The organism is Plantactinospora sp. CA-294935 (assembly GCF_050936445.1).
In the GTDB taxonomy this organism is placed as follows: Bacteria; Actinomycetota; Actinomycetes; order Mycobacteriales; family Micromonosporaceae; genus Plantactinospora.
The window spans coordinates 10,082,801-10,108,081 of record NZ_JBNJMU010000001.1 but is presented as its reverse complement, the minus strand read 5'-3'; the positions used below and the strand labels follow the sequence as shown (position 1 = coordinate 10,108,081).

Below are 25,281 nucleotides of genomic sequence, written 5' to 3'. Positions count from 1 at the left end.
CCGCCCGGCCGGGTTCCTTGCCGGCGTACGGCCCCAGGGGAGACGTAACGGCGGTCAGCCGACGAGCGGTCGGACGTCCCAGAGCCAGACGTCGTCCACCCGCTGCCCCGGGCCGAACAGTCCGGCCAGCAGGACGTGCAGGGCGGGGGCAGCCGGGTGGTCGCCGAGCACCACCACCGAGGCCTTCCAGAACCGCAGGTCCTCGATGGCCTGACGACGGTTCTCCTCGGTGACCACCGGTGCGGCGCCCCGGTCCATCGTCCCGTAGATCAGCAGGCTGGTCGGCCGGGACGGGGCGCCGAACACCCCGTAGCCCTGCGCGTCCGGGCCGATGAAGTAGCCGGCCGGGATCGGGAACGCCTGCCCGGTCAGCGCGCTCCAGCGCAGCGTGGAGAGGCCGTGCACGTTGCTCGGGATGGGCACCGGCACCAGGGTCCGGCCCGCCGGCACGTAGGGTCGCCAGGCCCCGGAGGTGATGAACCGCGGCGGCGGGTCGATGTGCATGGCCGGCAGCGGGCGCGGGACGAGCGGCAGCAGCGCGAGCGCGATCGCGGCGTACGCCAGGATCCGCAGCCGGGGCCGGGCCGGCTCGACCCGGCCGGCGACGTCGAGCGGGGCACTGCCCGGCGCCGGGCCGCCGTTGGTCGTCGCGCTGCCGTCCGGCGTGCCGGATGTGATCTGGTGCGGGGTGCCGGAGGTGGCCGCGGCGCCGTTGCCGGAGCCGCCGGCCGGAGCGCCGCCGTTCGAGGCGGCCGGTCGCGGGCGGCCCTTCGCGACGTCGTTCCAGGCGAGCGCGACCAGGAGCCCGACGGTGGCGACCGTGACCAGACTCAGCCGGGTCGGCATCATCATCTCGATCAGCGGCAGGTCCTCCGGCAGCAGGTGCCACGGCCCCTCGTGCTCGGTGAGCCGGCCGTCGTAACGGATCTGCCGGCCCAGCGAGGCGAGCGCGAACCCGGCACCGAGCAGCGCGGCGATCCGGGCGGCGACCGAGGTCCGCCAGAGCAGCACGGCGACCAGTACGACCAGCCCGACGAGCGGCCAACCCAGCCAGGTGTTCTGCTCGGTGACCCCGATGGTCTTCTCCACCTCCGGCGAGCCGGCGATGGTGTCCCGGGAATAGGTGACGAAGGCCCGCAGGTCCTCGCCCCAGTTGTGGAAGACGCCGCCCTGCAGGCCGCGGTAGGACTGCGGGCCGTTGAACTGGTACCAGATCGGGTAGCCGGCCAGCAGCAGCGCCACGGCGCCGCCGACGCCGAGGCCGCGCAGGAAGGTCCAGATCCGGTGGCGCATCAGCGACCAGCGGAAGGCGACGTAGAGCGGCACGGCCACCGCGCAGGCCAGCGCGGTGAGCAGCAGCATCTCCTCGTTGATGAAGATCTGGTACGCGACCAGCACTCCCAGCAGCAGCCCGTTGCGCAGCCAGCGGCCCGGCTCGGCGAGCCGGAACACCCGGACCACGATCAGCGGCAGCAGGAAGTTGGAGACGAAGTTGGGCTGCCCGTTGGCGTGGTGGATGATGCCGGGCGCGAAGCCGAGGAACGCCCCGCCGACGAACGCCGCGCCCCGCGAGGAGACCAGGTGCCGGGAGAGCGCCCAGTACGAGGTGGCGGCCGTCGCCGCGAGCGCACCGCCCAGGTACAGCGCGTACGTCACCTGCGGACCGAACAGCCAGGTGAGCGGGGCCAGTGGCAGGGTGACGCCCAACAGCGAGGTGTTGGCCATCATGTTGACCCCGTCCGGCGCGTTCTGCCGGGCCGAGAAGAGCGGGTTCTCCAGGTGCTGCACCGAGTACGCGCCGTGCGCGAAGAGCCACTCGAACCAGCTGTGGTCGGTCGGCAGGTGCGACGACACCCGGTGGTTGACGTCGACCCAGTAGTTGGCGCACACGAAGATGCCGAGTAGGACGTACGCTCCGATGGCCAGTACGTCGACCCGCGCGGGAGTTCGGAAGATCCGCCACCGTCGAGATCGACCGAGTTCGGTCGAACCGGCTTCGGCGTCCGAAGAATTGTCCACCACCGGAACTGCCACGAGGCGCCATCGTACAGGTGGCTTCGCGTCCGAATTGCCGCTACCCGCTCCGGGATATCCGGAGTGTGCCCGATCACCGTGCCGGCTCGCACCGGACCATCCGGACGGAACGCGCCGGGCTGGTCGGCGGAGTCGGGGAGGGAGGGAGATGCCCACCATCGAGCTGGGTGAGTTGGCCGCGGGGTCCCGTCCCGGGCCGGTCGGGTCGGACCGGGCCGCGCCGCGCCGGTCCGGCCGGCGCCGGTCGGTCCGGCCGGGGTTGCTCGCGGCCGTGCTGGTCGGGGTGCTCGGCATGGTGGCCGCTGGCAGCCCGTTCCCCCGACCCTGGCCGGAGGCGGCCGTACCGGCCTGGCTCGGCTCCATCGTCCACGCCGACCGGGACTGGATGTTCGTCGTCGACCCCGAACGGCCCCGTGGGGATGGTCCGGAGCTGGCCGGGTACCGGCTGCCGGCGGCGGAGCTGGGCTGGCGGGTGACGCTGTCGGCCGGCGACATCGGGAGCCTCCAGGTGGTCGGCGAGCACCTGCTGCTGGCGCGCTATCCGGAACCGTTGCTGGACAGGGTCTCCCGGCTGACCGTGCTGGACGTGTCGGCCGGCGTTGTGGCCTGGGAGCGCGAAGCGAGCCTGATGGTGGTCAGCAGCGGCGGTGACCTGGTGCTCTGGGCGGCAGCCGAGGATTGGCGGCCGGGCGCGGAGAACCGGCCCGGCACGCTGGAGGCGGTGGACCCGGCCTCCGGTGCCGTGCGCTGGTCGCTGCCGGTGCCGGCCGGCGCCCTGCCGTCGTTCGACGTGTCGGCGGCCGACCCGAGGGCACCCGTCCGGGCCTCGACGGTGGTCCTCGCGCTGCCGTCCGGCCGGGTCGAGGTGCGCGATCTCGGCACCGGTGCGGTCGTGCGGGCCGTCCAGATGCCGCCGCCGGGCGCCGGGCTGCGGACCAACTGGCGGGCCGCGGTCGCCGCCGGCCTCTTCGTGGTGTACGAGGAGAGCGCGGTGACCGCGTACGGGCTGCCGGGGCTGGACCGGCGCTGGTCGGTGCCGGCCCAGCCCGGCGTGGAGCGGGGGCCGTTCGCCTGCGGGGCCGACCTGTGCAGCCTGCGCTCCCAGCGCGGCGTACGGGTCTGGGACGCGCAGACCGGCCGTACCCGCTGGTCGGACGAGCGCTGGACCGGCATCTGGACGGTCGGTGAAGCCCTGGTCGCCGTCGAGGGGGCCGGGGCCGGCGAGACCGAGGCGCTCTCCGTGCTCGATCCGGCCAGCGGACGGGTACTCGCCGACCTCGGCGCCTGGGGACTGTTCACCCCGCACGGATCGCGGTTCATCGGCGTCCGGTACGGCGCGGACCGCCGGGCCTGGGTGGTGGAGTTCGATCCGGCGACCTGGCGGAGCCGGCTCGTGACGGTGCTGTCCGGGGTCTCCGGCGACTGCGGGCTGACCGCGACCGCGCTGCACTGCCGGCGGCTGGACGCCTCGATCGGGGTGTGGCGGCTGCCCGGATAGCCGGCCGGGCCGGCGCCTGCGAGCTGTCACTTGTCGGGCACGGATAGGTTGTCCCCTACAGGCAGCCGGGGAGGTCGTGGTGCGGGTACTGGTGGTGGAGGACGAGCGCAACCTTGCCGACGCGATCGTCCGTGGGCTGCGCCGGCAGGGCATGGCGGTCGACGTCGCCTACGACGGCTCGGCCGGACACGAGATGGCCTTCGTCACCCGCTACGACGTGGTGGTGCTCGACCGGGACCTGCCGGGCGTGCACGGCGACCAGATCTGTGCCGACCTGGTCACCTCGGGTGCGCTGACCCGGGTGCTGATGCTGACCGCCAGCGGTACGGTCGCCGACCGGGTGGAGGGTCTCCAGCTCGGCGCCGACGACTACCTGCCGAAGCCGTTCGCCTTCGACGAGCTGGTCGCCCGGGTGCAGGCTCTCGGTCGCCGGGCCACCCCGGTCACCCCGCCGGTGCTGACCGTTGCCGACCTGGTGGTCGACCCGGCGCGACGGGCCGCGACCCGGGCCGGGGCGGCGGTGGACCTGACCCGGAAGGAGTTCGGCGTGCTGGAGGAACTGGTCAAGGCGCGCGGGGCGGTGGTGTCCAGCGAGGAACTCCTGGAACGGGTCTGGGACGCCAACACCGACCCGTTCACCACCACCGTCCGGGTGACCGTGATGACGTTGCGGAAGAAGCTCGGTGATCCTCCACTGATCGAGACGGTGGTCGGGGCCGGCTACCGGGTGCCGGACCCGTACGTGCCGGGGCAGGTGAGCGCGTGACCGTCTACCTGACCCGCCGCCGGCCCCGGGTGCGGCCCACCCTCCGGCTCCGGCTGACCCTGCTCAACGGCGTGCTGCTGATCGGCGCCGGGGCGATCCTGGTGCTGCTCGCCTGGCTGCTGGTCGGGGACGCGCTGACCCCGGACATCCAGCTCAGGTCGAACCCGATGCTCGAACTCTCGGACGGCCGGACGGTCGGGGCGCGCCAGTGGCAGCAGGAGATGGCACAGACGGCCACCCGGGAACTGCTGGTCAAGGGGCTGCTGGCGCTGCTGGTGATCAGCATCGTCGGGGTCGCCGGGGCGTACGCGGTGGCCGGCCGGGCGCTCCGCCCGCTGCACCAGGTCACCTCGACGGCTCGACGGCTCGGCGAGGCCACCCTCGACCAGCGGATCCGCTACTCCGGCGCGGACGACGAGGTGGCCGAGCTGGCCGGCACCTTCGACGCCATGCTGGACCGGATCGGGGACGCCTTCGAGGCGCAGAAACGCTTCGTCGCCAACGCCTCGCACGAGCTGCGTACCCCGCTGGCGGTGATGCGTACCGAGATCGACGTCACGATGGCCGACGACGAGGCGGACGTGGCCGAGTACCGGCGGATGGCCACGGTGGTCCGGGACGCGTCGGAGCGGGCCAACAACCTGGTCGACGCGCTCCTGGTGCTGGCGCGCAGCGAGGCCCAGTCGGGCCGCCGGCTGGCCCGGAAGGCGCCGACCGATCTCGCCGCCGGGGCCAGTGCGGCACTCTCGGCGGTCCGGAACGAGACCAACCGGCTCAAGCTCCAGGTCGAGACGGCGTTGGCCCCGGCACCGGTGGTCGGCGATCCGGGCCTGCTGGAGCGGCTGGCCGGCAACCTGATCGAGAACGCGGTGCGGTACAACCACCTGCACGGCCGGATGTGGGTGCGTACCGGCTCGGGTCCCGAGCACGCCTGGCTGGTGGTCGGCAACACCGGTTTCGAGGTGGAGCAGGCGGACGTACCAGGGCTGTTCGAGGCGTTCCGGCGGGGCGGCCGGGAACGTACCGGTGCCCGTGGCTCCGGGCTGGGATTGTCGATCGTCCGGGCGGTCTGCGACGCCCACGGCGGCACGGTCAGCGCGATCGCCCAGGACGGCGGCGGGCTGGAGGTGACGGTGACCCTGCCGGCGGCCGAGACGACCCCGGTGGTGGCCGCGTCGGCGGCGGTCGGCGGCAGTCCGGTCGCCGTGCCGGTCCGGCCGGTACCCGCGAACAGCGTGGCCAGTACCGCCAGCACCGTCCCACTGGGCTCGGCGGCCAGCCGGGCTGCCCCGGCCGGCGCGCCGGTCCCGGGTACGCCGGCCGAGCCCGGCACCCCGAGCGACCTGGCGGAGGCCGGCCCCGGTGCCGACCCCGCATCCGGCTGACGGCTCTGCGTTCAGGCGACGAGGTCGAGTTCGCGTACCTCGCGGCGGATCGCCCGTAGCCGGGCGGTCGTGATGCCGAGTTCCTGCGCCACGTCGGCGTCACTGGCCTCGGGCCGCTCCGCCTGGATCGCCGCGGCCAGAGCGGCGGTCTCGGTGATCGGCCGGCGTGGCCGTGCTGCGGTGCCCGGCTTGGCCGCACGGCCGGTCGAGCCCCGCTTCCGGGCCGCTCCTGTCGGCGCCCTCCTGGTCCTGGCGGCGGTTCCGGCGTCCGGTGGCGCCGCCGCGCCGGTCGTGCCGGGCGCGCCTGCCTGCGTCCCGCCGGAGACGCCGGTTTCGGTGTCGCCGGACGGGATGGCGAGGATTTCGCCGATACCCCGGCCGAGTGGCTCGACCGCGCCGAGCGGTCCGCCGCTCGATGCCGCCGGACGCCGACGGGTCCCGACGTCCCCGCCCGGTCCGGCGGCCCGCTCGGTTCCCAGGACCCGGTCGAACTCCCCGGTCCGGGTGAAGGCGCCGGCTTCGGCGGACTCTGCCGCCGGACCGGGCCGGGTCGCCTCGGCGGAGGTCGCGGCCTGGGTGGCGGAGGTCGCGGCCTGGGTGGCGGAGATCCGGCCGCCCAGCTCCACCAGGCAGATGCTGGCCACCACGATCAGGCCGTCGACCGACAGTGGCAGCAGGTACGGCGACGCGCCCGTCTCGCCGTACCGGGCGGCCACCCCGACCATGTGCCAGTACGACACCCAGGCGGCGATCCCGGCGATGGTGGCGGTGGCGGCCATCCGGGCGAACGCCAACGAGCGGCGGTGCACCGGTACCCGTGAGATCAACTCGACGGTGAGCAGCAGGGCCAGCGGCGGCCAGGCGGCGATGGCCTGGCTGATCGGGTTGTCCCGGGCGTGCAGGATGTTGGCGACCACCGAGGCGGCGACCCCGAGGGCCAGGGTGGCGCGTACGGCCCAGCGGACCCGGCGAAGCTGTGGGAGGGGCACCGGTCGCTCCTTGCCTGTCGTCGTGCTTCCTCTCGGCCCAGCGGACCAGCCGGCCTGACCGCTCATCCTTACGGCCGAAGCGGTCCAGCCGGTGTACCGGCGGAATTTCCGGCGTGTCGCTCACCGCCTGGTGGCCATCCATGTGCTTGGCGTTGCCGCCCCTTCCCGATCGTTCGTCCGGACCCGGCTGTGCGCTCGTCGGGCCGGCCGCCCGGGTCCGGCCCGGCGACGGTGGAAAACCCGGTTGCCGATCCCGTCCTGTCGTGCCAGGCTTGCCGCCGTCAGCCCGGATCATCGGAGGGAGGTGCGGTAGATGGTTGCGCTGTCCTGTCCCGCGCCTCGCCTCGGCCACCGCTGACCGATCCGCGTTCCTCCGCGAGGCGCACACTCCAGCATGGAGGATTCGTGAGTTCCATCATCCACAACATCAGCTTCGACTGTGCCGACACCTACAAGCTGTCGAGCTTCTGGGCGAAGGTGCTGGACCGGTCCCTGCGTCCGGAGGACCAGCCCGGCGACGACGAGATCACGCTGCTGGCGCCGGACGGCGTCGGGCCGCAGGTCTTCTTCCAGCGGGTGCCGGAGGGCAAGTCGGGTAAGAACCGGCTGCACGTCTGCCTGCAACCGACCGACCGGACCCGGGACGAGGAGGTCGACCGGCTGTTCGGGCTGGGCGCCACCCTGGTCGTGGACCACCGGCGGCCGGACGGCACCGGCTGGGCGGTGCTCGCCGACCCGGAGGGCAACGAGTTCTGCGTCGAGCGGAGCGCCGCCGAGCGCGCCGACTGAGCTGCGGCGTACCGGCGCGAAACGGTAGTACCGGGCCCCTCCGCACCGCACCGCAGCGGTGTGGCGGGGCCCGGGCTAGTCCGGCAGCCGGGCGAGCAGGGCGTACGCGTTCGGCAGCCGGCCCCGCCAGGCCGCCGCCGAGACCCCGTCCGGGCGCCAGAACGGTTCGGGGAACTCGGCGAGGTGGCGCAGTTCCAGGCCGGTCGCGAGCACCGCGCCGACGATCTCGCCCAGCGTCCACTGCCACTCCACGGCACCGTGCCCCGGGAAGGTGTCGTTGACGTGCGACCGCCCGAAGTAGCTGCGGTCCGGGCGGATCCGGGGCTCGTCGGAGTCCCAGCTCCAGAGCGGTACGGCCGGATGGCCCTCGTAGACGAAGAGGTGACCGCCGGGCCGGAGCAGCCGGGCCGCGTCCCGGGCCCAGGCCGCCAGATCGGGCATCCAGATCAGTGCACCCTTGCCGGTGTAGACGAGGTCGGCGCAGCCGTCCCGCAACGGGGCACCGGGCAGCCGGGCGACGACGTACCGGCACGGGACCGCCAGGTCGGCCGCCCGGCGGGCGGCGGCGGTGGCCGCCACCGAGCTGAAGTCGACTCCGAGTACGGCGCGTGCCCCGGCCCGGACCAGCGCGACGTCGTCGAGACCGTGCCCGCTCTGCAGGTGTACGACCGTCGGCGACGACCGCAGCAGCGGCCGGAGCAGCGCGACCTCGGCCGGGAAGAGCGACGAGGTGTCCCGGGCCTGCCGTAGCAGCTCCTGGTATTCCCGGACGTGCTTGGCGGAGGCGGTCTCCCAGGCGATCCGGTTCCGCCTCGTTTCCTCATCCATGCCGTTGAATGTCGACGGGCGCGAGCGACGGCGCAACCGGATTCGCCCCGCCCTCGCCGGCCCGGCCACCACCGCTGCCCGCGGTCCGCTCGCCGAAGCCGCCGAGCACCGCCTCCAGCAGCGGTAGGGCGTGCAGCACCCGGCCGGCCCGGATCACCGTGTCCCAGGCCGGCTCGAACTTCTTCCAGCCGCCCGCGTACGCCAGGTGCCGCAGCCGGCCGCGCAGGCTCTCCTTGGTGGCCGCTCCGCGCCAGATCGCCGGCCAGCGGTAGAAGTCCCGGTAGGCCCGCCGGTAGCCGTCGGTGAGCTGGGTCGGGGTGAGCCGCTTCGGCCGGTAGACGACCTGGCGGGTGTCGTACCGGTCCCAGTCCCGGTGCAGGATCCGGTCCTGTGCGGCCATCCGGTCGTACAGCGCGGTCCCCGGGTACGGGGTGAGGATGTGGAAGGTGGCCGTTTCCACCCCCTGCTCGACCGCCCAGCCGACCGTACGGTCGAAGACGTCCGGCTCGTCGTCGTCCAGCCCGAAGACGAAGCTGCCGTTGACCATCACGCCGTGCTCGTGCAGCCGCCGCACCACCGCCGAGTAGTCCCGGCCGACGTTCTGCCGCTTGCGGGTGGCCGCCAGGTTGCCGTCGTTGACCGTCTCGAAGCCGACGAAGAGGCTGCGCAGCCCGGCGTCGACGGCACGTTCGAGCAGGTCCGGCGCGAGTACCGCGTCGACGGTGCCGGCGGCCTGCCAGAGCCGGCCCATCCCGGCCATCCCGTCGAAGAGGGCTCGGGCGAACCGCCGGTTGCCGAACAGGTGGTCGTCGAGGAAGTAGAGGTGCCGGCCGGGGAGCCGGTCGATCTCGGCCAGCGCGTCGTCGACCGCCTGCGTGTAGAACGACTTCCCACCGGCGAAGAAGGCGTCCTTGTAGCAGAAGTCGCAGTGGTGCGGGCAGCCCCGGGAAACCACGATCGAGTTCGGCACCAGGTAGCGGTGCCGGGCGATCAGGTCCCGGCGTACCGGGGGCAGTCCGGCGAGCGTCCGGTTGGTGGAGACGTACCGGGTCTTGGGCGCTTGCCGGCGCAGGTCGGCGAGGAACTGCGGCCAGGTGTCCTCGCCCGGGCCGAGGAAGATGGTGTCGGCGTGTGCCGCCGCCTCGTCCGGCAGCGCGGTGACGTGCAGGCCGCCGAGGACGACGTACGCGCCCCGGGCCCGGTAGTGGTCGGCGATCTCGTACGAGCGGCGGGCCGAGGTGATGTAGACCTGGATCACCACCAGGTCGGGGACCGGCTCGTCGGTCAGGTCCAGCCGCTCGACGTGTTCGTCGTGCAGGCTCACCCCGGGTGTCCTCGGGCAGATAACCGGCGAGGGTGGCCAGGCCCAGCGGCGGGAACAGCGAGTACTTGATCGGTCGGAAGAACGGGCTGGTCGCCTCGGTCAGGGCCGGCAGGATCAGCTTGACACGCATGTCACCGACGCTAGGCAGCCGGTGCGGGGCGGGTGTGTGCCCGTCGTGGAGACTCGGTGAAGGAGGCCTTCCGGGTCCTCCCGGCGGGACGAATCCAGTCGACGTCCAGTGGCAGTTCAGTCCGGTACGCGAATCTCGATGCCTGCCCGGCCGGCGCCCCCGCCCGGTCGGGCGGGCAAATCGCCGCACGCCGCGGGCGTCCGGGCAGATCGCGGTGATCAGGGACCGGGTCGCACAGCGCGCCGTTCGACCCGCCGGGACAGGTCCCTGATCACCGCGATCGTGGGGGGATGGGTGGGTGTCGGTCAGGCGGGCAGGCTGGCCGCGCCCCGGGGCAGGAAGCGGCGGCCGGTGACCCGCTCGGAGGTGCCGGTCCGATCCAGGTACGGCGTGACGCCGCCGAGGTGGAACGGCCAGCCGGCACCGAGGATCATGCAGAGGTCGATGTCCTGCGGCTCGGCGACCACACCCTGGTCCAGCATCAGCCGGATCTCCTGGGCGAGCGCGTCCAGCGCCCGCCGGCGTACCTCTTCGGCGTGCAGCGGCGCGGAACCGACCTCCAGCAGCCCGGCCACCTCGGGGTTGACGTCGCCGTCGACCACCAGCGGCTTGCCGGACTCGGCGATCCGCCTCAGGTTCTCACTGACCCCGAACCGGTCCGGGAAGGCGGCGTGCAGCGTCCCGCCGACGTGGTACGCCACCGCCGGCCCGACGAGCTGGAGCAGCGCCAGCGGGCGCATCGGCAGGCCGAGCGGGTCGAGTGCGGCGTCCGCCACCTCGGGCGGGGTGCCGGCGTCCACGGCCGCGAAGATCTCGCCGAGGAACCGGGTCAGCAACCGGTTGACCACGAAGGCCGGCGCGTCGGCGACCAGGACGCAGGACTTGCGTAGCTCCTTGCCGACTGCGAAGGCGGTGGCCAGGGTGGTGTCGTCGGTCCGCTCGCCCCGGACGATCTCCAGCAGCGGCAGCACCGCGACCGGGTTGAAGAAGTGGAACCCGACCACCCGCTCCGGGTGCTCCAGGTCGGCGGCCATCGCGCTGACCGAGAGCGAGGAGGTGTTGGTGGCGAGTACCGCCTCCGGCGAGACGATCTTCTCCAGCTCCGCCCAGACCTGCTTCTTCACCGCCAGGTCCTCGAAGACCGCCTCGATCACGAAGTCGGCGTCGGCGAAGACGCCCTTGTCGACCGAGCCGCTGACCAGGCCGCGCAGCTTGGCGGCCGTACCCTCGGGAAGCCGGCCCTTGCCGACCAGCTTGTCGATCTCGGCGTGCACATAGCCGACGCCTTTGTCCACCCTGGACTGGTCGAGGTCGGTGAGCACCACCGGCACCTGGAGCCGGCGGGCGAAGAGCAGGGCGAGCTGCGAGGCCATCAGGCCGGCGCCGACGATGCCGACCTTGGTCACCGGCCGGGCCAGGCCCTTGTCCGGGGCACCGGCCGGCCGCTTGGCCCGGCGCTGCACCAGGTCGAAGGAGTAGAGGCCGCTGCGCAGCTCCTCGCTGAAGACCAGCTCGGCCAGTGCCTCCACCTCGGCGGCCATCCCCGCCGGCAGCCCGTCCGGGTCGCCCTCGGCGGGCGCGTCCGGCGCCTCGCGGGCCAGCTCCAGCAGCTCCAGCGCCTGGTAGGCGGCCGGGACCGCGCCGTGCAGCCGCTCGTCGAGGGTCTGTCGGGCGAAGTAGAGCACGCCGTCCCACATCTCCCGGTCGACCTCCGGCCGGGTCACCTGGACCTCGCCGCGCACCACCTGCGCGGCCCACTCCAGCGAGCGCTCCAGGAAGTCGGCCGGCGCGAAGAGTACGTCCGCGATGCCCAGCTCGGCGGCCTGCTTCGGCTTGAGCATCCGGTTCTGCATGAGCGGGTTCTGGATGATCACCTGGGCCGCACCGGCGATGCCGATCAGGTTGGGCAGCAGTTGGGTGCCGCCCCAGCCGGGCACCAGGCCGAGGGAGACCTCGGGCAGGGCCAGCGCGGCGGCGCCACCGGAGAGTGTCCGGTAGTGGCAGTGCAGTGCCAGCTCCAGCCCGCCGCCCATCGCCGCGCCGTTGACGAAGGCGAAGGTCGGCACGGCGCTGGTGCGCAGCCGGCCGAAGACCCGGTGCCCGAGCCGGCCGATCTCGCGGGCCTGGTCCCGGTCCGCGAGTAGCGGCATGCCGGTCACGTCCGCGCCGACGCAGAAGATGTACGGCTTGCCGGTCACCGCCACGAACGCCGGCTCGGCGGCGAGCGCCTCGGTGATCGCCTTGTCCAAGCTGGACAGACCGGCCGGGCCGAAGGTGTTCGGCTTGGTGTGGTCCAGGCCGTTGTCCAGGGTGATCAGCGCGGCCGGGCGGTCCAGCCCCGGCAGGTCCACCAGCCGGAGCAGCGATCGGGTGACCACCTCGTTGGGGTTGCGCGGAACCGTCACTTGTCGTCGCCGCCTTCCCAGTTGGGGTTCTCCCAGATGACCGTGCCGCCCATGCCGATCCCGATGCACATCGCGGTGAGGCCGTACCGCACCTCGGGGTGCTCGGCGAACTGCCGGGCGAGCTGGGTCATCAGTCGTACCCCGGAGGAGGCGAGCGGGTGGCCGATGGCGATCGCCCCGCCCCACTGGTTGACCCGGGGGTCGTCGTCGGCGATGCCGAAGTGGTCGAGGAAGGCCAGCACCTGCACGGCGAACGCCTCGTTCAGCTCGAAGAGGCCGATGTCGTCGATGGAGAGCCCGGCGATCCTCAGCGCCTTCTCGGTCGACGGGATCGGGCCGTAGCCCATCACCTCCGGCTCCACCCCGACGAAGCCGTACGACACCAGTCGCATCGACACCGGCAGCCCGAGTTCCCGGGCGACGTCCTCGGCGGCGAGCAGGCTGGCGGTGGCCCCGTCGTTGAGCCCGGCCGCGTTGCCGGCGGTGACTTTGCCGTGCGGGCGGAACGGTGTCTTCAGGGTGGCCAGCTTCTCCAGTGAGGTCTCCCGGGGTGCCTCGTCGGCGGTGGCGAGTCCCCAGCCGGTCTCCGGGTCGCGGGTCGCCACCGGCACCAGGTCGGGTTGGAGCTTGCCGTTGGCGTACGCCTTGGCGGTCTTGACCTGCGAGGCGAGCGCGAACGCGTCGGCGCGCTCCTTGCTGATGTGCGGGAGCCGGTCGTGCAGGTTCTCCGCGGTGGAGCCCATCACCAGGGCGGAGGGATCGACCAGCTTCTCCGCCAGGATCCGCGGGTTGGGGTCCACCCCCTCGCCCATCGGGTGCCGGCCCATGTGCTCGACGCCACCGGCGATCGCCACGTCGTAGGCGCCCATCGCGATCCCGCCGGCCACCGTGGTGACAGCGGTCATCGCCCCGGCACACATCCGGTCGATGGCGTACCCGGGCACCGTCTTGGGTAGCCCGGCGAGCAGCGCGGCGGTACGGCCGATGGTGAGGCCCTGGTCGCCGATCTGGGTGGTGGCGGCGATCGCCACCTCGTCGACCCGCTCCGGCGGCAGTTGCGGGTTGCGCCGCAGCAGTTCGCGGATGCAGCGGATCACCAGGTCGTCGGCGCGGGTGTGGGCGTACATCCCACCCGCCTTGCCGAACGGGGTGCGGACGCCGTCAACGAAGACGACGTCCCGGACTTCACGGGGCACTGGAGCCTCCTTGCCGCAGGGGCCCGGGTGGGCGGGTACCTCGGATGCTACTAGTCAGTAACTAGTGTCGTTTGCGCCCCCCGTGTGGCTCGGACCACATATTGTCCGGCTGGGTGCTTCGGTAATCCCGCTATTGCCGGCTAAACACCGAGCAATTGTGAAAAAGCCTCCAATCAGCCAGGAGTCCGGGTGAAGGTGCTGGTCGCCGGTGGTGCCGGCTTCATCGGCAGCACCATTGCGTCGGCCTGCCTGGACGAGGGCATCGAGCCGGTGATCCTGGACAGCCTCTGCACCGGGCGGGTCGAGTTCACCCGGGGACGGACCTTCTACCGGGGCGACATCTCCGACGGCGCGCTGCTCGACCGGATCTTCATCGAGCACCCGGAGATCGCCGCGGTGGTGCACGCGGCGGCGCTCATCGTGGTGCCGGAGTCGGTCAGCGAGCCACTGCGCTACTACCGGGAGAACGTCGCCAAGTCGCTCGACTTCCTCGACCACATCCTCCGCAACGGGGTCACCCGCTACGTCTTCAGCTCCTCGGCGGCGATCTACCGTACCGGTGCCGACCTCTCGGTCGACGAGAGTTCACCGCTGGAGCCGGCCAGCCCGTACGCCCGGACCAAGGCGATGATGGAAACGGTGCTCGCGGACACCGCCGGGGCCACCCCGCTGCGGGCGCTCTCGCTGCGCTACTTCAACCCGATCGGCGCCGACCCGCTGCTGCGTACCGGTCTCCAGGTGCCCCGGCCGACGCACGCACTGGGCAAGCTGATCGACGCCTGGACCGACGGCGGGGAGTTCCTGATCACCGGTACCGACTGGCCCACCCGGGACGGCTCGGGAATCCGCGACTACATCCATGTCTGGGACCTGGCCAGGGCACACGTCTGTGCGCTGCGCCGGTTCGACGAGATCCTGCCGCCCGGCGGCGACCGGTCGGTGGAGGCGGTCAACCTCGGCACCGGCGACGGGACCACCGTCCGGGAACTCGTCGCCGCCTTCGCCGAGGCGGTCGGGCCGGTACGCACCCGCGAGGCGCCGCGCCGCCCCGGCGACGCGGCCGGCTCGTTCACCCGGAGCACCCGGTCCCGACTGCTGCTCGACTGGAAACCCGAGTACTCCGTTGCCGACGGCATCCGGCACGCCGTGCAGTGGTGCAGGATCCGCGACGAGCTGCTCGGCATCCGCCGGCCCGCCCTGCACCTGCACCACTGACCTGTGCCGCCGCTCCGGCCCGCCGGAGAACGTGCTGCCGGCGGGCCAGGAGTGGGCGGGTCAGGTCGGCCCGACCAGCGCCACCGCGAGTTCCTCGGCGATCAGGCCGACCTGCCAGCTCCGGGCGCCGTACCCGCGCAGGGTCTCGGCAACCGTCTCCGGAGTGATCTCCTCCGGCGGGATCCAGGCCAGCCGGCGTACCGAGTCGGGAGTGATCAGGTTTTCCGGCGGCAGGGTGTGCGCCGCGGCGATCCGGGTCACCACCTCGCGGCACCGGGCCAGCCGGGCGGCCGCCACCGGGTCCCGTTCGGCCCAGCGGTGCGGCGGGGGCGGCCCGTCGATCGTGGGGCTCACCGGCAGCGCGTCGTCCGGCAGTTGCCGAGCGTCGGCGAGGGCGTCCAGCCAGGTCCGGACGAGCCGGCGTACCGAGCGGCCGCCGAAGCCGGGCAGCATCAGCAGGGTCCGCTCGTCCTTCGGGTCCATCTCGGCGGCGGCGATGATCGCGGCGTCCGGGAGCACCCGGCCGGGCGCCGAGTCACGGCGGGCGGCGATCTCGTCCCGGGCGTACCAGAGCGACCGCACCCGGGCCTGCGCCCGGGCACCGCGCACCCGGTGGATGCCGGAGGTCCGCCGCCACGGGTCCGGCCGCTGCCGGGCCGGCTGGGCGCCCCAGGCCACCAGCGCGGCGAACTCCTCGGCCGCCCACTTCGCCTTGCCCTGCCGCTCCAGCTCGGCCGCGAGCTTGTCCCGCAGTTCCGTGAGCATCTCCACGTCCAGCGCGGCGTAGGTCAGCCAGGACTCCGGCAGCGGCCGGCTGGACCAGTCCGCCGCCGAGTGGTGCTTCTCCAGGGTGAAGCCGAGCAGTTGTTCGGTCAGCGCGGCCAGGCCGACCCGTTCGAAGCCGGCGAGCCGGGCGGCCAGCTCGGTGTCGAAGAGGCGTCTCGGCCGCAGCCCGAGGTCGGCGAGGCAGGCGAGATCCTGGCTGGCGGCGTGCAGCACCCATTCGGCATCCGCGATCGCCTCGTCGAGGGTGCGGAGGTCGCCGAGTGGCAGCGGGTCGATCAGCACGGTGCCGGCCCCGGCCCGCCGGAGCTGGACCAGGTAGGCCCGCTGGCTGTAGCGGTAGCCGGAGGCGCGTTCGGCGTCGACGGCGACCGGGCCGGTGCCGGCCCCGAACCGGGACACCACGTCGGCCAGGCCGGCGGGTGTCTCGACGGGGGCTGGAGTGCCGTCGCGAGGGGTGAGAAGCGGTACGGGCCCGCCGGGCGTTGGGTCGGGCCCCACTGTCTCGGGATCCGGCGCGGACACCGGAAGGCTGTGCGGCTCGTCCCCTGCTCGGCGTTGCGCGGCCCGACGGCGCAGGGGTGGTTCGTCGGTCACCTGACAACCCTAGTCTTCGCCAGGATTCGGGTCGCGCAGCCGGTCCGGCGAGTCGGGTCCGGTGGGGCGGCTGGGGCCGCCGAAGCGGTTGGGGCGTACGAGGTTCGGCGGAAGTTGCGGCTGGTCAGGCGGCGCCGGCCGGCCGGGAGTGCGGCAGCGCGGTGACACCGGGCGGCGGCAGCCCGGCGGTGGAGGCGAGCAGCGTGCACCAGGCCAGCAGATGTGCCCGCAGGTCGTCGTCGACCGGGGTCCAGGAGGCGCGGATCTCGATGTCACCGGCAGCCGGCGGGCCGGCCAGCTCGCCGAACCGGGTCGACATGGTCTGGGTCACCGTGCCGCCGAGCGCCCGATGGGCCGCGTCCCGCGCCTGGAGAGCGTCGGTCAGCCAGGTCCAGCCGACGGCGGGGAGCAGCGGGTCGGCGGCGAGGTCGATCTCCAGCTCGGCGGTGACGTAGGTGACCAGGCGCAGCGTCCCCTTCCAACCCTCGTGTCCGGCCGGGTCGTGCAGCAGGATGAGCCGTCCGGTGGCCACCTCCTCGCCGTCGCGCCGCACGGTGGCGGCCAGCGCGAAGGCGTACGGGGCCAGCCGTTGCGGGGCGCCCACCTCCTCCAGCACGATCTCCGCGCGCGGCGCCGCCGACCGCAACCCGGCCACCGCACGGGCGAAGGTCTCGGGCTGGACGATCGGGGAGGCCATATCCGCAGCCTAAGCCGATCGTCGGCGCGGTGGTGGGGCGCCGCGCCGGTCGGAGCGGCCGGTCGGCCCGGCGCACCGCACATCGGGTACGTCTGGCACGCCACAAAACCCGGCGGTGCGCGTCGCCGGGATCGGGGCGCGTGGCACGATGGCGCCGATGACCACCACGACTGCGGGCAACGTGGCCCGAGACGACCAGCCGGCCCAGGGCGGCCCGGCCGATTCGCCGTTCGTCCGCGCCTGCCGGCGCCGGCCGGTGCCGCACACCCCGGTCTGGTTCATGCGGCAGGCCGGGCGCTCGCTGCCGGAGTACCGCGAGGTGCGGGCCGGGATCCCGATGCTGGAGTCGTGCCGCCGGCCGGAGCTGGTCGCCGAGATCACCCTCCAGCCGGTACGCCGGCACGGCGTCGACGCGGCGATCCTGTTCAGCGACATCGTCGTACCGGTGGCGGCGGCCGGGGTGGACCTGGACATCGTGCCCGGCACCGGCCCGGTGGTGGCCGAACCGGTACGCACCCTCGCCGACGTCGACCGGATCCGCCCGATCGACCCCTCCGATGTGTCCTTTGTGGACGAGGCGGTCCGGCTGCTCGTCGCCGAACTCGGCGACACCCCGCTGATCGGCTTCGCCGGAGCGCCGTTCACCCTGGCCAGCTACCTCGTCGAGGGCGGGCCGTCGCGCAACCACGTACGCACCAAGGCGCTGATGCACGGCGCACCGGACGTCTGGCACGCGCTGCTGGGCCGGCTGGCCGAGATCACTCTCGCCTTCCTGAAGGTGCAGATCGGCGCGGGCGTGGCGGCGGTGCAGCTCTTCGACTCCTGGGCCGGGGCGCTCTCCGAGGCCGACTACCGCCGGTTCGTGCTGCCGCACTCGACGGCGGTGCTGCGCGGGCTCGCCGACGCGGGCGTGCCCCGGATCCACTTCGGGGTCGGCACCGCCGAACTGCTCGGCGCGATGGGCGAGGCCGGCGCGGACGTGGTCGGGGTGGACTGGCGTACCCCGCTGGACGCGGCGACGGTGCGGATCGGGCCGGACAGGGCGGTGCAGGGCAACCTGGACCCGGCCGTGCTCTTCGCGCCCTGGCCGGTGGTCGAGGCCGAGGTGCGTCGGGTGCTCGGCGAGGGCGCGGCCACCCCCGGGCACGTCTTCAACCTCGGGCACGGCGTGCTGCCGGAGACCGATCCCGACGTACTGACTCGGGTCGTCGCCCTGGTCCACGAGGCGTCCGCGAGCTGACCGAGAGGCGGGCACCGGGGTGAACGACACGACACGGTCCGGCGGGCCGCGGATCGCCGTGGTCGGCGGCGGGATCACCGGGCTGGCCGCCGCGCTCCGGCTGCGGGACCGGCTCCCCGCCGACACCGAGATCACCGTGTACGAGCAGTCCGGCGTGCTCGGCGGCAAGCTGCGTACCGGGTCGCTGGCCGGTGCGACGGTCGAGTTCGGCGCCGAGGCGTTCCTGACCCGGGATCCGGCCGGCGGGGACTCGGCGGCGGTCGCCCTGGCCCGCCGGGTGGGGCTGGCCGACGCGCTGGTGCACCCGGCGATCGGCCGGGCCGCGCTGGCGATCGGTGGCGAGCTGCGGCCGATGCCCCCGGGCACCCTGGTCGGGGTACCCGGTGACCTGGCCGCGGTGGCTGCGGTGGCCCGGCCGGCGGCGGAGCGGGACACCGACGGAGGCCGCCCGCTGCTCGGCCCGGACGAGGACCCGACGGTCGGCGAGCTGGTCCGGCGGCGGCTCGGCGACGAGGTGGTGGACCGGCTCGTCGACCCGATGCTCGGCGGGGTGTACGCCGGCCGCGCCGACGAACTGTCGCTGGCCGCCACGATGCCCGGGCTGGCCCGGGCGGCACGCACCGAGCCGACCCTGACCGGGGCGGTCCGGGCGGCGATGGCCGCCGCGCCCCGACCGGCCGGCAGCCCGGTCTTCGCCACGGTCGACGGCGGGGTGAGCCGGCTGGTGGCCGCCGCAGCCGAGGCGGCCCGGGCCGAGATCAGGCTGAACGCGGCGGTCCGGGAGCTGCTGCCCGTCCCGGGCGGCTGGCGGCTGGTGATCGGCCCGACCCGCGACCCGGAACTGGTCGAGGTCGACGCGGTGGTGCTGGCCCTGCCGGCCCGGCCCGCCGCCCGGCTGCTCGGCGGGGTCGACGTGGCGGTCGGCGCGCTGGTCGGCCGGCTGGACTACGCCAGCGTGGCGCTGGTCAGCCTCGCCCTGCCCGGCCCGCCCGACAGCGCGGCGGCGAGCGACCGCGGCGTGCTCTCCGCGACCGGCGGCGCGGTGCCGACGGACCTGTCCGGGTTCCTGGTGCCGGCGACCGAGCAGACCCTGGTCAAGGCGGCCACCTTCTTCACCAGCAAGTGGGCGCACCTGCGCCGCCCGGACGGCACGCTGCTGCTGCGCGCCTCGGTCGGCCGGCACGGCGAGGAGCACCTGCTGCAACGCGCCGACGACGAGCTGGTCTCGGCGGTGCACCGGGAGCTGTCCGAGCTGCTCGGCACGGAACTGCCCGCACCGGTCGACAGCCACGTGCACCGGTGGGGCGGCGCGCTGCCCCAGTACGCCCCCGGCCACCTGGACCGGGTGGCCGCGGCCCGGGCCGCGCTGCGGACCGCACACCCGACCCTGGCGCTGGCCGGCGCCGGCTACGACGGGGTGGGGATACCGGTCTGCGTACGCTCCGGCGAGACCGCGGCCGAGGAGATCATCAAGGTGCTGGGAGTATCAGGGGCATGACTGCGGAACAGACCGGTGGCTCGGAGCAGACCAACACTGCTGGCTCGGAGCAGAGCAACGCGGCGCGGCTGCGCGAGCTGAACGAGAGCATTCGCTACACCATGTGGTCGGTGTTCCGGGCGACCGGTCCGCTGCCCGAGGCGCGGGACGGCATCGCGGCCGAGGTCGGGTCGCTCTTCGAGGAGCTGGCCGGCAAGGACGTGGTGGTGCGGGGCAGCTACGACGTCTCCGGGCTGCGCGCCGACGCGGACCTGCTGATCTGGTGGCACTCGTCGTCCAGCGACGCGCTCCAGGACGCGTACGGGCGGCTGCGGCGTACCGCGCTCGGCCGGCAGTTGGCGCCGGTCTGGTCGCAGATGGCGCTGCACCGACCGGCGGAGTTCAACAAGAGCCACGTACCGGCGTTCCTGGCCGGCGAGCCGGCCCGGGGTTACATCTGCGTCTACCCGTTCGTCCGCTCCTACGAGTGGTATCTGCTGCCCGACGCCGAACGCCGGGAGATGCTGGCCGAGCACGGCATGATGGCCCGCGGCTACCCGGACGTCCGGGCCAACACGGTCGCCTCGTTCGCGCTGGGCGACTACGAGTGGCTGCTCGCCTTCGAGGCCGACGAACTGCACCGGATCGTCGACCTGATGCGCGACCTGCGCGCCTCCCGGGCCCGCCGGCACGTCCGCGAGGAGGTGCCGTTCTTCACCGGTCGGCGCCGGAGCATCGGCGAACTGGTCAACGCGCTGCCGTGACGCGAACGCGCCGCCCTGCCGTCGGTGGTGCCGCGTCGTCGGCTCCGGACCCGACCGCAGCCGGGCAGCACCTGGTCGGAGAGGAGTAGGGGGCAACGGCGTCGCGCCGCTGCCCCCTACTCCTTCCGTTCCTGAGAGCGTCAGTCGACGACCGTGACGATCCGGCGGCGCCGGGCCACGACGACGCCGACCACACCGGCGGCGAGCAGCAGCACACCGCCGAGCGCGACCAGTCCGGCCCGGGCACCGGTCACCGGCAGGCCACCGCCGGCACCACCGGTCTCCAGGGTGATCGGCGCGGTGTTGTTGCCGGTGTTCTTGTCCTGCACACCGCCGTCGACGACGATCGAGCCGGCCGCACCGGGCTCGCCGGCAATCTTGACCGTGAAGTCGAAGAGCCAGGTCTTACCCGACTGGAGCTGCTCCGGCGGCCAGCAGTGGTACGACAGACCGTCCGCCACTCCCCGCCGGTCCTCACCGTTCGGGTTGTCGGTGTTCGGCTCGCAGTTCTCATCGACCTTGAGCACCGACAGGCCGGCCGGCAGGACCACCTCGGCCGACGACGACCACTCCTCGCCCGGGGTGAGGGTGTTCGCCGGGCCGTCGTTGCGGATGCCGACCCGGATCGACCGGGTCTCGTCGACCGCGCCGCTGACGGTCGCCCCGATCGCGACGCTGTCCGCCTCGTGCAGCGGCACCTTCACGGTGAAGCTGGTCTCGTTGTCGTCGTAGTTCAGATCATCCGCCGGGGCACGCAGCGCCCTGCTGGTCGGGACCAGCCGAAGCCGCTTGCCGCTCGACCTCTTCTCCGCCTTGCTGAGCCGCTGCTCGGCCTCCTCGTCGGTCAGCGGCAGCACGGCAGCCCACGCACCGTAGGTGTCCGGGCCGGCAGCCTTGTCGGCCACCTTGAGCCGCAGCGGCGTCGCGGGATCGATCTCGAAGGTCTCGTCCGGGCCGACCGCTCCGTCCACAATGCAGGTCAGCGCCAGGTCGTCCTGGCTGTAAAGGCAGTTCTCGTACGGGTTGGGCAGTTCCAGGTGGTGGGTGGTGCTGATCACCACGGCGACCGCGTCGGCGGCGACGGTGCCCTCGTTGCGGGCCGAGATCGGCACATTGGTCGAGGCGCCGGCCTTCAGTTCGACGTCGGCGAGCTGACCGATTGCCAGGTCGATGCCGGGGGCGCTGACCTGGACGATGCTCTCCGTGCTGCCCTCGCCCTGGGTGTTCTCCCCGCGGGAGGTGGCGGTGATGGTGCCGCTCCACGGAGTCTCGTCGAGGTTTCCGGGGGCGAGCCCGATGGTGTAGGTGTGCACCGTGTCGGCCGCGAGTTCCGCGAGCGTGCAGGTGGCCACCGCGCCGGAGATGACGCAGCCCTGGTCCTTACCGGGCAGCGTGGCGGTGATGGCGGCGGGCAGCCCGGAGACGTCGATCTTGACGGAGACGTTGCGGGCCGCGACCTGCGAGTAGTTGTTGATGGTGAGCTTGGCCGGCTTGGGCTTGGTCGCGTCCTGAGCGACGTTGACCACGAACGGCAGTGACGGCCACGCGGCGGCGTACGGTGAGTCGGGCTCCTCGGCGCTGGCCGGCGTGGCGGCGGCGACCGTGGTCAGTGCGACCAGGGCGACGGCCACGCCGATCCGGGCGAAGGGCAGGAGGGGGCGCATGTACACCTTCCATGGGGGTTACGTAGAAAGGCGCCGGGGCAAGATCTCCACGGCGGTGATCGGGAGGCTAGAGGTGGCCCGGTCGGGCCAGCAACCCCGCCCGGCACAAACCCCGGCAAATGATCGCGATAGGCGGGCAGTTCCGTCCGAACCGCCGGTCTGGGCTGGCCAGGCAGACTAGTTCGTCGCCTCGGCCCGGTCCACCGGGTCGCGGTGCATCGGCACGTGCGGGATGCCGTCCTCGACGTACTCCGGGCCGCTGACCGTGAAGCCGTACCGGCCGTAGAAGTTCACCAGGTGCGCCTGGGCGTCGAGTACGCAGGGCCGGGAGCCGACCACGGCCAGCGCCTCGGTCATCAGTCGTCCGGCGTACCCGCCGCCCCGGGCCTGCCGGGCCACCACCACCCGGCCGATCCGCTCCACCCCGCCCGGGTCGGCGAGCAGTCGCAGGTACGCGATCGGCACGCCGCCCCGGGCCAGCCACAGGTGCCGGGTGCCCGGCTCGACGTCCCGGCCGTCGAGTTCGGGATAGGCGCAGTCCTGCTCGACCACGAAGATGTCGACCCGCAGCTTCAGCAGGTCGTGCAGGGTCCGGGTGTCGAGGTCGGCGAACGAGGCGACCCGGAGCTCGACCCGCTCCGCGGGGTCCGCCTGGCGCGGTGGCGTCTGCGACTGCTGCATCCCGCGATGGTAGGCGCGCGGCGGCGCGGGCTGCCGCCGGGGCGATCCGACGGCGTCGGGACCCGGTGCGGCGTCAGGCCGTGATTGGGGTGCGGGATCAGGCCGGGCGGGCGCCGACGGCGTCCCGGATCTCCGCCCCGCGCTCGCCCTCGACGACCCGGGCGCAGTGCCCGCAGCAGAAGAACCGGCCGGAGACCTCGACACCGTGCCCCATGATCCGGATGCCGCAGTGCTCGCAGACCGGGGCGAGCTTGTGCGCCGCGCACTCGAACGAGTCGAAGGTGTGCACGTCCCCGCTGGTGGTGCGGACCTCGAACGCCATCCAGTAGTCGTTGCCGCAGACCTCGCAGGTCGCCATGTCGAATTCCCCCGTTTCACCGCATCTGCGGTGATACTACGTGCTCGACGGGTCGAGGCGCATCGAGATCGAGTTGATGCAGTACCGCGCGTTGGTCGGGGTGAAGCCCTCGCCGTCGAAGCGGTGCCCGAGATGGGAGTCGCAGTTGGCGCAGCGCACCTCGATCCGGACCATGCCGAGCGAGCGGTCCTCCAGGTAGCGGATCGCGCCGGGCAGTGCCTGGTCGAAGCTCGGCCAGCCGCAGTGCGAGTCGAACTTGGTGTCGCTGGAGAAGAGTTCCGCCCCGCAGGCCCGACAGTGGTAGGTGCCGGCGGTCTTGGTGTCCACGTACTCGCCGGTCCACGCGCGTTCCGTGCCCGCCTGGCGGAGCACCCTGAACTCCTCCGGAGTGAGCCGGACCCGCCACTCCTCCTCGGTGGTGGGCAGCTTGCCTGCCTGGTCGTCCCGGACGCTGTTGTCAGCCATACCCCCAACGGTACGGCGGAGATCGTCGGGCGGCTAAGCGCCTCGTCGGGGCGGCCGAGCACCGCAGAATCATCGGAAAACAGCGAGAAACAACTGATTAATCACCGCCCGGCGACCGAGTCGTTGACAGGACATGCGGGCGGCCACCGGGCCGGGCGGAGAGCGACGGCGACGCGAGCACCGGCCGGTGCTGGCCGAGTTCCGGCTGACCTGGCGGCAGGCGGTGGTCCGGGGGCTGCGCTGGGGTGGTCTGGGCAGCGGCGCCGTGATCGTGATCGCCAGCGCGCTGCCCGGGCATCGGGAACTCTCCGAACTGGTCTGGGTCGCCGTGCTGGCCCCGTTACCGCTCGGGGTGCTCTGCGGCGCTGCCGACCGGCTCCGGGCCCGGGTCCGGCTGGACGAGGCGGGGCTGCGGGGCCGGGCGTACGGGGGGTACGCCTTCGTGGCCTGGCAGCGGGTGGTCGACGTCCGGGCGGAGCGCCGCCGGGGTCGTACCGTCGTCGCCGTCTACCTCGGCGACGCCGGGCCGCTGCGGCTGCATGCCCCGTACGACGGCGGCCCGCTGGACCGGGATCCCCGGTTCGAGCAGAAGCTCGTGCTGATCTGCCAGGTCTGGGAGGCGCACCGGCACGGCAGCCGGGAGCGGGAGGCGCGACCCCTGGCCTGAGCGGCCGTGGCGGCTGTCCGGCCGTGGCGGCGGGCGGCGTCTCCGTGTCGGGTCACCTGTGTCGGAGCGGTGGCATAGGGTCGGCCCATGGCTGGTGGCAGCGCGAAGGCGAAGCCCGTCGAGGTCGAGGTGGCCGGGCACACGGTACGGCTGAGCAGCCCGGACCGGGTCTACTTCCCTCGTCGCGGGTTCACCAAGAAGGACATGTTCGACTACTACCTCGCGGTCGGCGACGGGATCATGCGCGCCCTGGGCAACCGGCCGACGGCGTTGCAGCGCTTCCCGGAGGGCATCGAGGGGGAGATGTTCTACCAGAAGCGGGTGCCGGCGCGGGGCGTGCCGCCCTGGATCCAGACTGCGAAGATCCAGTTTCCGAGCGGCCGGAGCGCTGACGAGCTGTGCCCGGCCGACCTGGCGCACGTCGCCTGGGCGGCCCAGATGGGTACGGTGGTCTTCCATCCCTGGCCGGTCCGGGGCACCGACGTCGACCGCCCCGACGAACTGCGGATCGACCTCGACCCGCAGCCCGGCACCGACTTCGCCGACGCGGTGGAGGCGGCCGGCGAGGTGCGCGGGCTGCTGGACGAGCTGGGCGCGACCGGCTGGCCGAAGACCTCCGGCGGCCGGGGCGTGCACGTCTATCTGCGGATCGCGCCCCGCTGGACCTTCACCGAGGTGCGCCGGGCGGTGATCGCGTTCGCTCGGGAGGTCGAGCGGCGCCGCCCCGACCTGGTCACCACCTCGTGGTGGAAGGAGCAGCGCGGCGAGAAGGTCTTCATCGACTACAACCAGATGGCCCGGGACCGGACGATCGCCTGCGCCTACTCGCTGCGGGCCAACGCCCGGGCCACCGTCTCCACCCCGGTCAGCTGGGACGAGCTGCCGGACGTGGAGCCGGACGACTTCGACCTGAAGACGGTGCCGGAGCGGGTGGCGAAGATCGGCGATCCGCACGCCGGTATCGACGACGCCCCGTGGGACATCACCCCGCTGCTGGAGTGGGCCGACCGGGACGACCGGGACGGCTCGGGCGACCTGCCCTATCCGCCGGACCATCCGAAGATGCCGGGGGAGCCGAAGCGGGTCCAGCCGTCCCGGGACCGCGACCGCAAGGAGTGAGCGGGCGCCGGGCGCAGCCCTCTTCCGGCTAGGACCCCACGCCCTCGAAGATCAAGCCGGTGGTATCGCAAGGTGCTCGGCTGCTGTCCCGGGCCGTACCGTGAGCGCTTCTCCCAGAGCATGGAGCAGACGTTCGGCGAACTCTGCCGCGACGCGAAGCGGGCAACGATCTGGGTGCGGAGATCAGCGTCAGGCGGGCCGCTCAACTGC

The 25,281-nt window shown here is 73.2% G+C and carries 21 protein-coding genes and 1 pseudogene; 10 read left to right on the top strand and 12 right to left on the bottom strand.

Features of this window, described 5'->3' with window-relative positions; genetic code table 11:
- Window positions 1–54 precede the first annotated feature (54 nt).
- Window positions 55–2,022: a hypothetical protein gene (locus ACQEVC_RS43785; protein WP_432892048.1), complete on the bottom strand. Its 1,968-nt coding sequence runs from the start codon at window positions 2,020–2,022 to the stop codon at window positions 55–57.
- A gap of 160 nt (window positions 2,023–2,182) precedes the next feature.
- On the opposite strand from ACQEVC_RS43785, the gene ACQEVC_RS43780 reads away from it, so the two are divergent.
- The 3 genes and pseudogenes from ACQEVC_RS43780 to ACQEVC_RS43770 form a co-directional block, all read left to right on the top strand.
- Window positions 2,183–3,532 carry a PQQ-binding-like beta-propeller repeat protein gene (locus ACQEVC_RS43780; RefSeq protein WP_432890260.1) on the top strand — a complete coding sequence of 450 codons (1,350 nt, stop codon included), beginning with the start codon at window positions 2,183–2,185 and terminating at the stop codon, window positions 3,530–3,532.
- A gap of 79 nt (window positions 3,533–3,611) precedes the next feature.
- Window positions 3,612–4,298 carry a response regulator transcription factor gene (locus ACQEVC_RS43775; protein WP_432890257.1) on the top strand — a complete coding sequence of 229 codons (687 nt, stop codon included), beginning with the start codon at window positions 3,612–3,614 and terminating at the stop codon, window positions 4,296–4,298.
- A gap of 8 nt (window positions 4,299–4,306) precedes the next feature.
- Window positions 4,307–5,452, top strand: a pseudogene (locus ACQEVC_RS43770) (sensor histidine kinase); the annotation flags it as partial.
- 242 nt (window positions 5,453–5,694) lie between these two features.
- Here the strand turns inward: ACQEVC_RS43770 and ACQEVC_RS43765 are convergent.
- Entirely contained in the window at window positions 5,695–6,672 is a 978-nt protein-coding gene (locus tag ACQEVC_RS43765) for a DUF2637 domain-containing protein (RefSeq protein WP_432890255.1), read from the bottom strand.
- A gap of 405 nt (window positions 6,673–7,077) precedes the next feature.
- Here ACQEVC_RS43765 and ACQEVC_RS43760 point away from each other — a divergent pair, with 405 nt between their 5' ends.
- Window positions 7,078–7,461, top strand: coding sequence for a VOC family protein (locus tag ACQEVC_RS43760; RefSeq protein WP_432890253.1), 384 nt, complete (start codon window positions 7,078–7,080; stop codon window positions 7,459–7,461).
- Between the two features lie 75 nt (window positions 7,462–7,536).
- On the opposite strand, the gene ACQEVC_RS43755 is transcribed toward ACQEVC_RS43760, so the two are convergent.
- The 4 genes from ACQEVC_RS43755 to ACQEVC_RS43740 all read right to left on the bottom strand — a co-directional run bounded on the left by ACQEVC_RS43755 (window position 7,537) and on the right by ACQEVC_RS43740 (window position 13,344).
- Window positions 7,537–8,289: a class I SAM-dependent methyltransferase gene (locus tag ACQEVC_RS43755; protein WP_432890250.1), complete on the bottom strand. Its 753-nt coding sequence runs from the start codon at window positions 8,287–8,289 to the stop codon at window positions 7,537–7,539.
- Window positions 8,282–9,613, bottom strand: coding sequence for a B12-binding domain-containing radical SAM protein (locus ACQEVC_RS43750; protein ID WP_432890247.1), 1,332 nt, complete (start codon window positions 9,611–9,613; stop codon window positions 8,282–8,284). The genes ACQEVC_RS43755 and ACQEVC_RS43750 overlap by 8 nt, the downstream gene beginning before the upstream one ends.
- 435 nt (window positions 9,614–10,048) lie before the next feature.
- Complete coding sequence (locus ACQEVC_RS43745; RefSeq protein ID WP_432890245.1) at window positions 10,049–12,148, bottom strand: 3-hydroxyacyl-CoA dehydrogenase NAD-binding domain-containing protein; 2,100 nt, start codon at window positions 12,146–12,148, stop codon at window positions 10,049–10,051.
- Window positions 12,145–13,344: a thiolase family protein gene (locus ACQEVC_RS43740; RefSeq protein WP_432890242.1), complete on the bottom strand. Its 1,200-nt coding sequence runs from the start codon at window positions 13,342–13,344 to the stop codon at window positions 12,145–12,147. The genes ACQEVC_RS43745 and ACQEVC_RS43740 overlap by 4 nt, the downstream gene beginning before the upstream one ends.
- Window positions 13,345–13,533: 189 nt before the next feature.
- Here ACQEVC_RS43740 and galE point away from each other — a divergent pair, with 189 nt between their 5' ends.
- A complete protein-coding gene (gene galE, locus ACQEVC_RS43735) occupies window positions 13,534–14,559 on the top strand; it encodes a UDP-glucose 4-epimerase GalE (RefSeq protein ID WP_432890240.1) in 1,026 nt (341 codons plus the stop codon).
- A 60-nt stretch (window positions 14,560–14,619) separates the two neighbouring features.
- On the opposite strand, the gene ACQEVC_RS43730 is transcribed toward galE, so the two are convergent.
- The gene (locus tag ACQEVC_RS43730) at window positions 14,620–15,939 is read right to left on the bottom strand and encodes a ribonuclease D (protein ID WP_432890237.1); all 1,320 of its coding nucleotides are present in this window, start codon (window positions 15,937–15,939) and stop codon (window positions 14,620–14,622) included.
- 124 nt (window positions 15,940–16,063) lie between these two features.
- Entirely contained in the window at window positions 16,064–16,636 is a 573-nt protein-coding gene (locus ACQEVC_RS43725; RefSeq protein ID WP_432890235.1) for a DUF3000 domain-containing protein, read from the bottom strand.
- A gap of 157 nt (window positions 16,637–16,793) precedes the next feature.
- Here ACQEVC_RS43725 and hemE point away from each other — a divergent pair, with 157 nt between their 5' ends.
- From hemE to hemQ, 3 genes are read left to right on the top strand one after another with little or no spacing between them, the layout of a single operon-like run.
- Window positions 16,794–17,876: a uroporphyrinogen decarboxylase gene (gene hemE, locus ACQEVC_RS43720; protein ID WP_432890233.1), complete on the top strand. Its 1,083-nt coding sequence runs from the start codon at window positions 16,794–16,796 to the stop codon at window positions 17,874–17,876.
- Window positions 17,877–17,895: 19 nt separating this feature from the next.
- Window positions 17,896–19,374 carry a protoporphyrinogen oxidase gene (gene hemG, locus ACQEVC_RS43715; RefSeq protein WP_432890231.1) on the top strand — a complete coding sequence of 493 codons (1,479 nt, stop codon included), beginning with the start codon at window positions 17,896–17,898 and terminating at the stop codon, window positions 19,372–19,374.
- Window positions 19,371–20,117 carry a hydrogen peroxide-dependent heme synthase gene (gene hemQ / locus ACQEVC_RS43710; protein WP_432890228.1) on the top strand — a complete coding sequence of 249 codons (747 nt, stop codon included), beginning with the start codon at window positions 19,371–19,373 and terminating at the stop codon, window positions 20,115–20,117. Before hemG ends, hemQ begins: the two co-directional genes overlap by 4 nt.
- Before the next feature lie 140 nt (window positions 20,118–20,257).
- Here the strand turns inward: hemQ and ACQEVC_RS43705 are convergent, their stop codons facing one another.
- The 4 genes from ACQEVC_RS43705 to msrB all read right to left on the bottom strand — a co-directional run bounded on the left by ACQEVC_RS43705 (window position 20,258) and on the right by msrB (window position 23,285).
- A complete protein-coding gene (locus ACQEVC_RS43705; RefSeq protein ID WP_432890225.1) occupies window positions 20,258–21,781 on the bottom strand; it encodes a hypothetical protein in 1,524 nt (507 codons plus the stop codon).
- Between the two features lie 177 nt (window positions 21,782–21,958).
- Window positions 21,959–22,462, bottom strand: coding sequence for a GNAT family N-acetyltransferase (locus ACQEVC_RS43700; protein WP_432890222.1), 504 nt, complete (start codon window positions 22,460–22,462; stop codon window positions 21,959–21,961).
- Between the two features lie 97 nt (window positions 22,463–22,559).
- Window positions 22,560–22,820: a Prokaryotic metallothionein gene (locus ACQEVC_RS43695; protein WP_318395121.1), complete on the bottom strand. Its 261-nt coding sequence runs from the start codon at window positions 22,818–22,820 to the stop codon at window positions 22,560–22,562.
- A gap of 36 nt (window positions 22,821–22,856) precedes the next feature.
- On the bottom strand, window positions 22,857–23,285 hold the full coding sequence (gene msrB, locus ACQEVC_RS43690) for a peptide-methionine (R)-S-oxide reductase MsrB (RefSeq protein WP_432890219.1): 429 nt from the start codon (window positions 23,283–23,285) through the stop codon (window positions 22,857–22,859).
- 133 nt (window positions 23,286–23,418) lie between these two features.
- Between msrB and ACQEVC_RS43685 the strand changes: the two genes are divergently transcribed.
- Entirely contained in the window at window positions 23,419–23,952 is a 534-nt protein-coding gene (locus ACQEVC_RS43685) for a hypothetical protein (RefSeq protein ID WP_318395119.1), read from the top strand.
- Between the two features lie 87 nt (window positions 23,953–24,039).
- Complete coding sequence (gene ligD / locus ACQEVC_RS43680; protein ID WP_432890215.1) at window positions 24,040–25,071, top strand: non-homologous end-joining DNA ligase; 1,032 nt, start codon at window positions 24,040–24,042, stop codon at window positions 25,069–25,071.
- Window positions 25,072–25,281 lie beyond the last annotated feature (210 nt).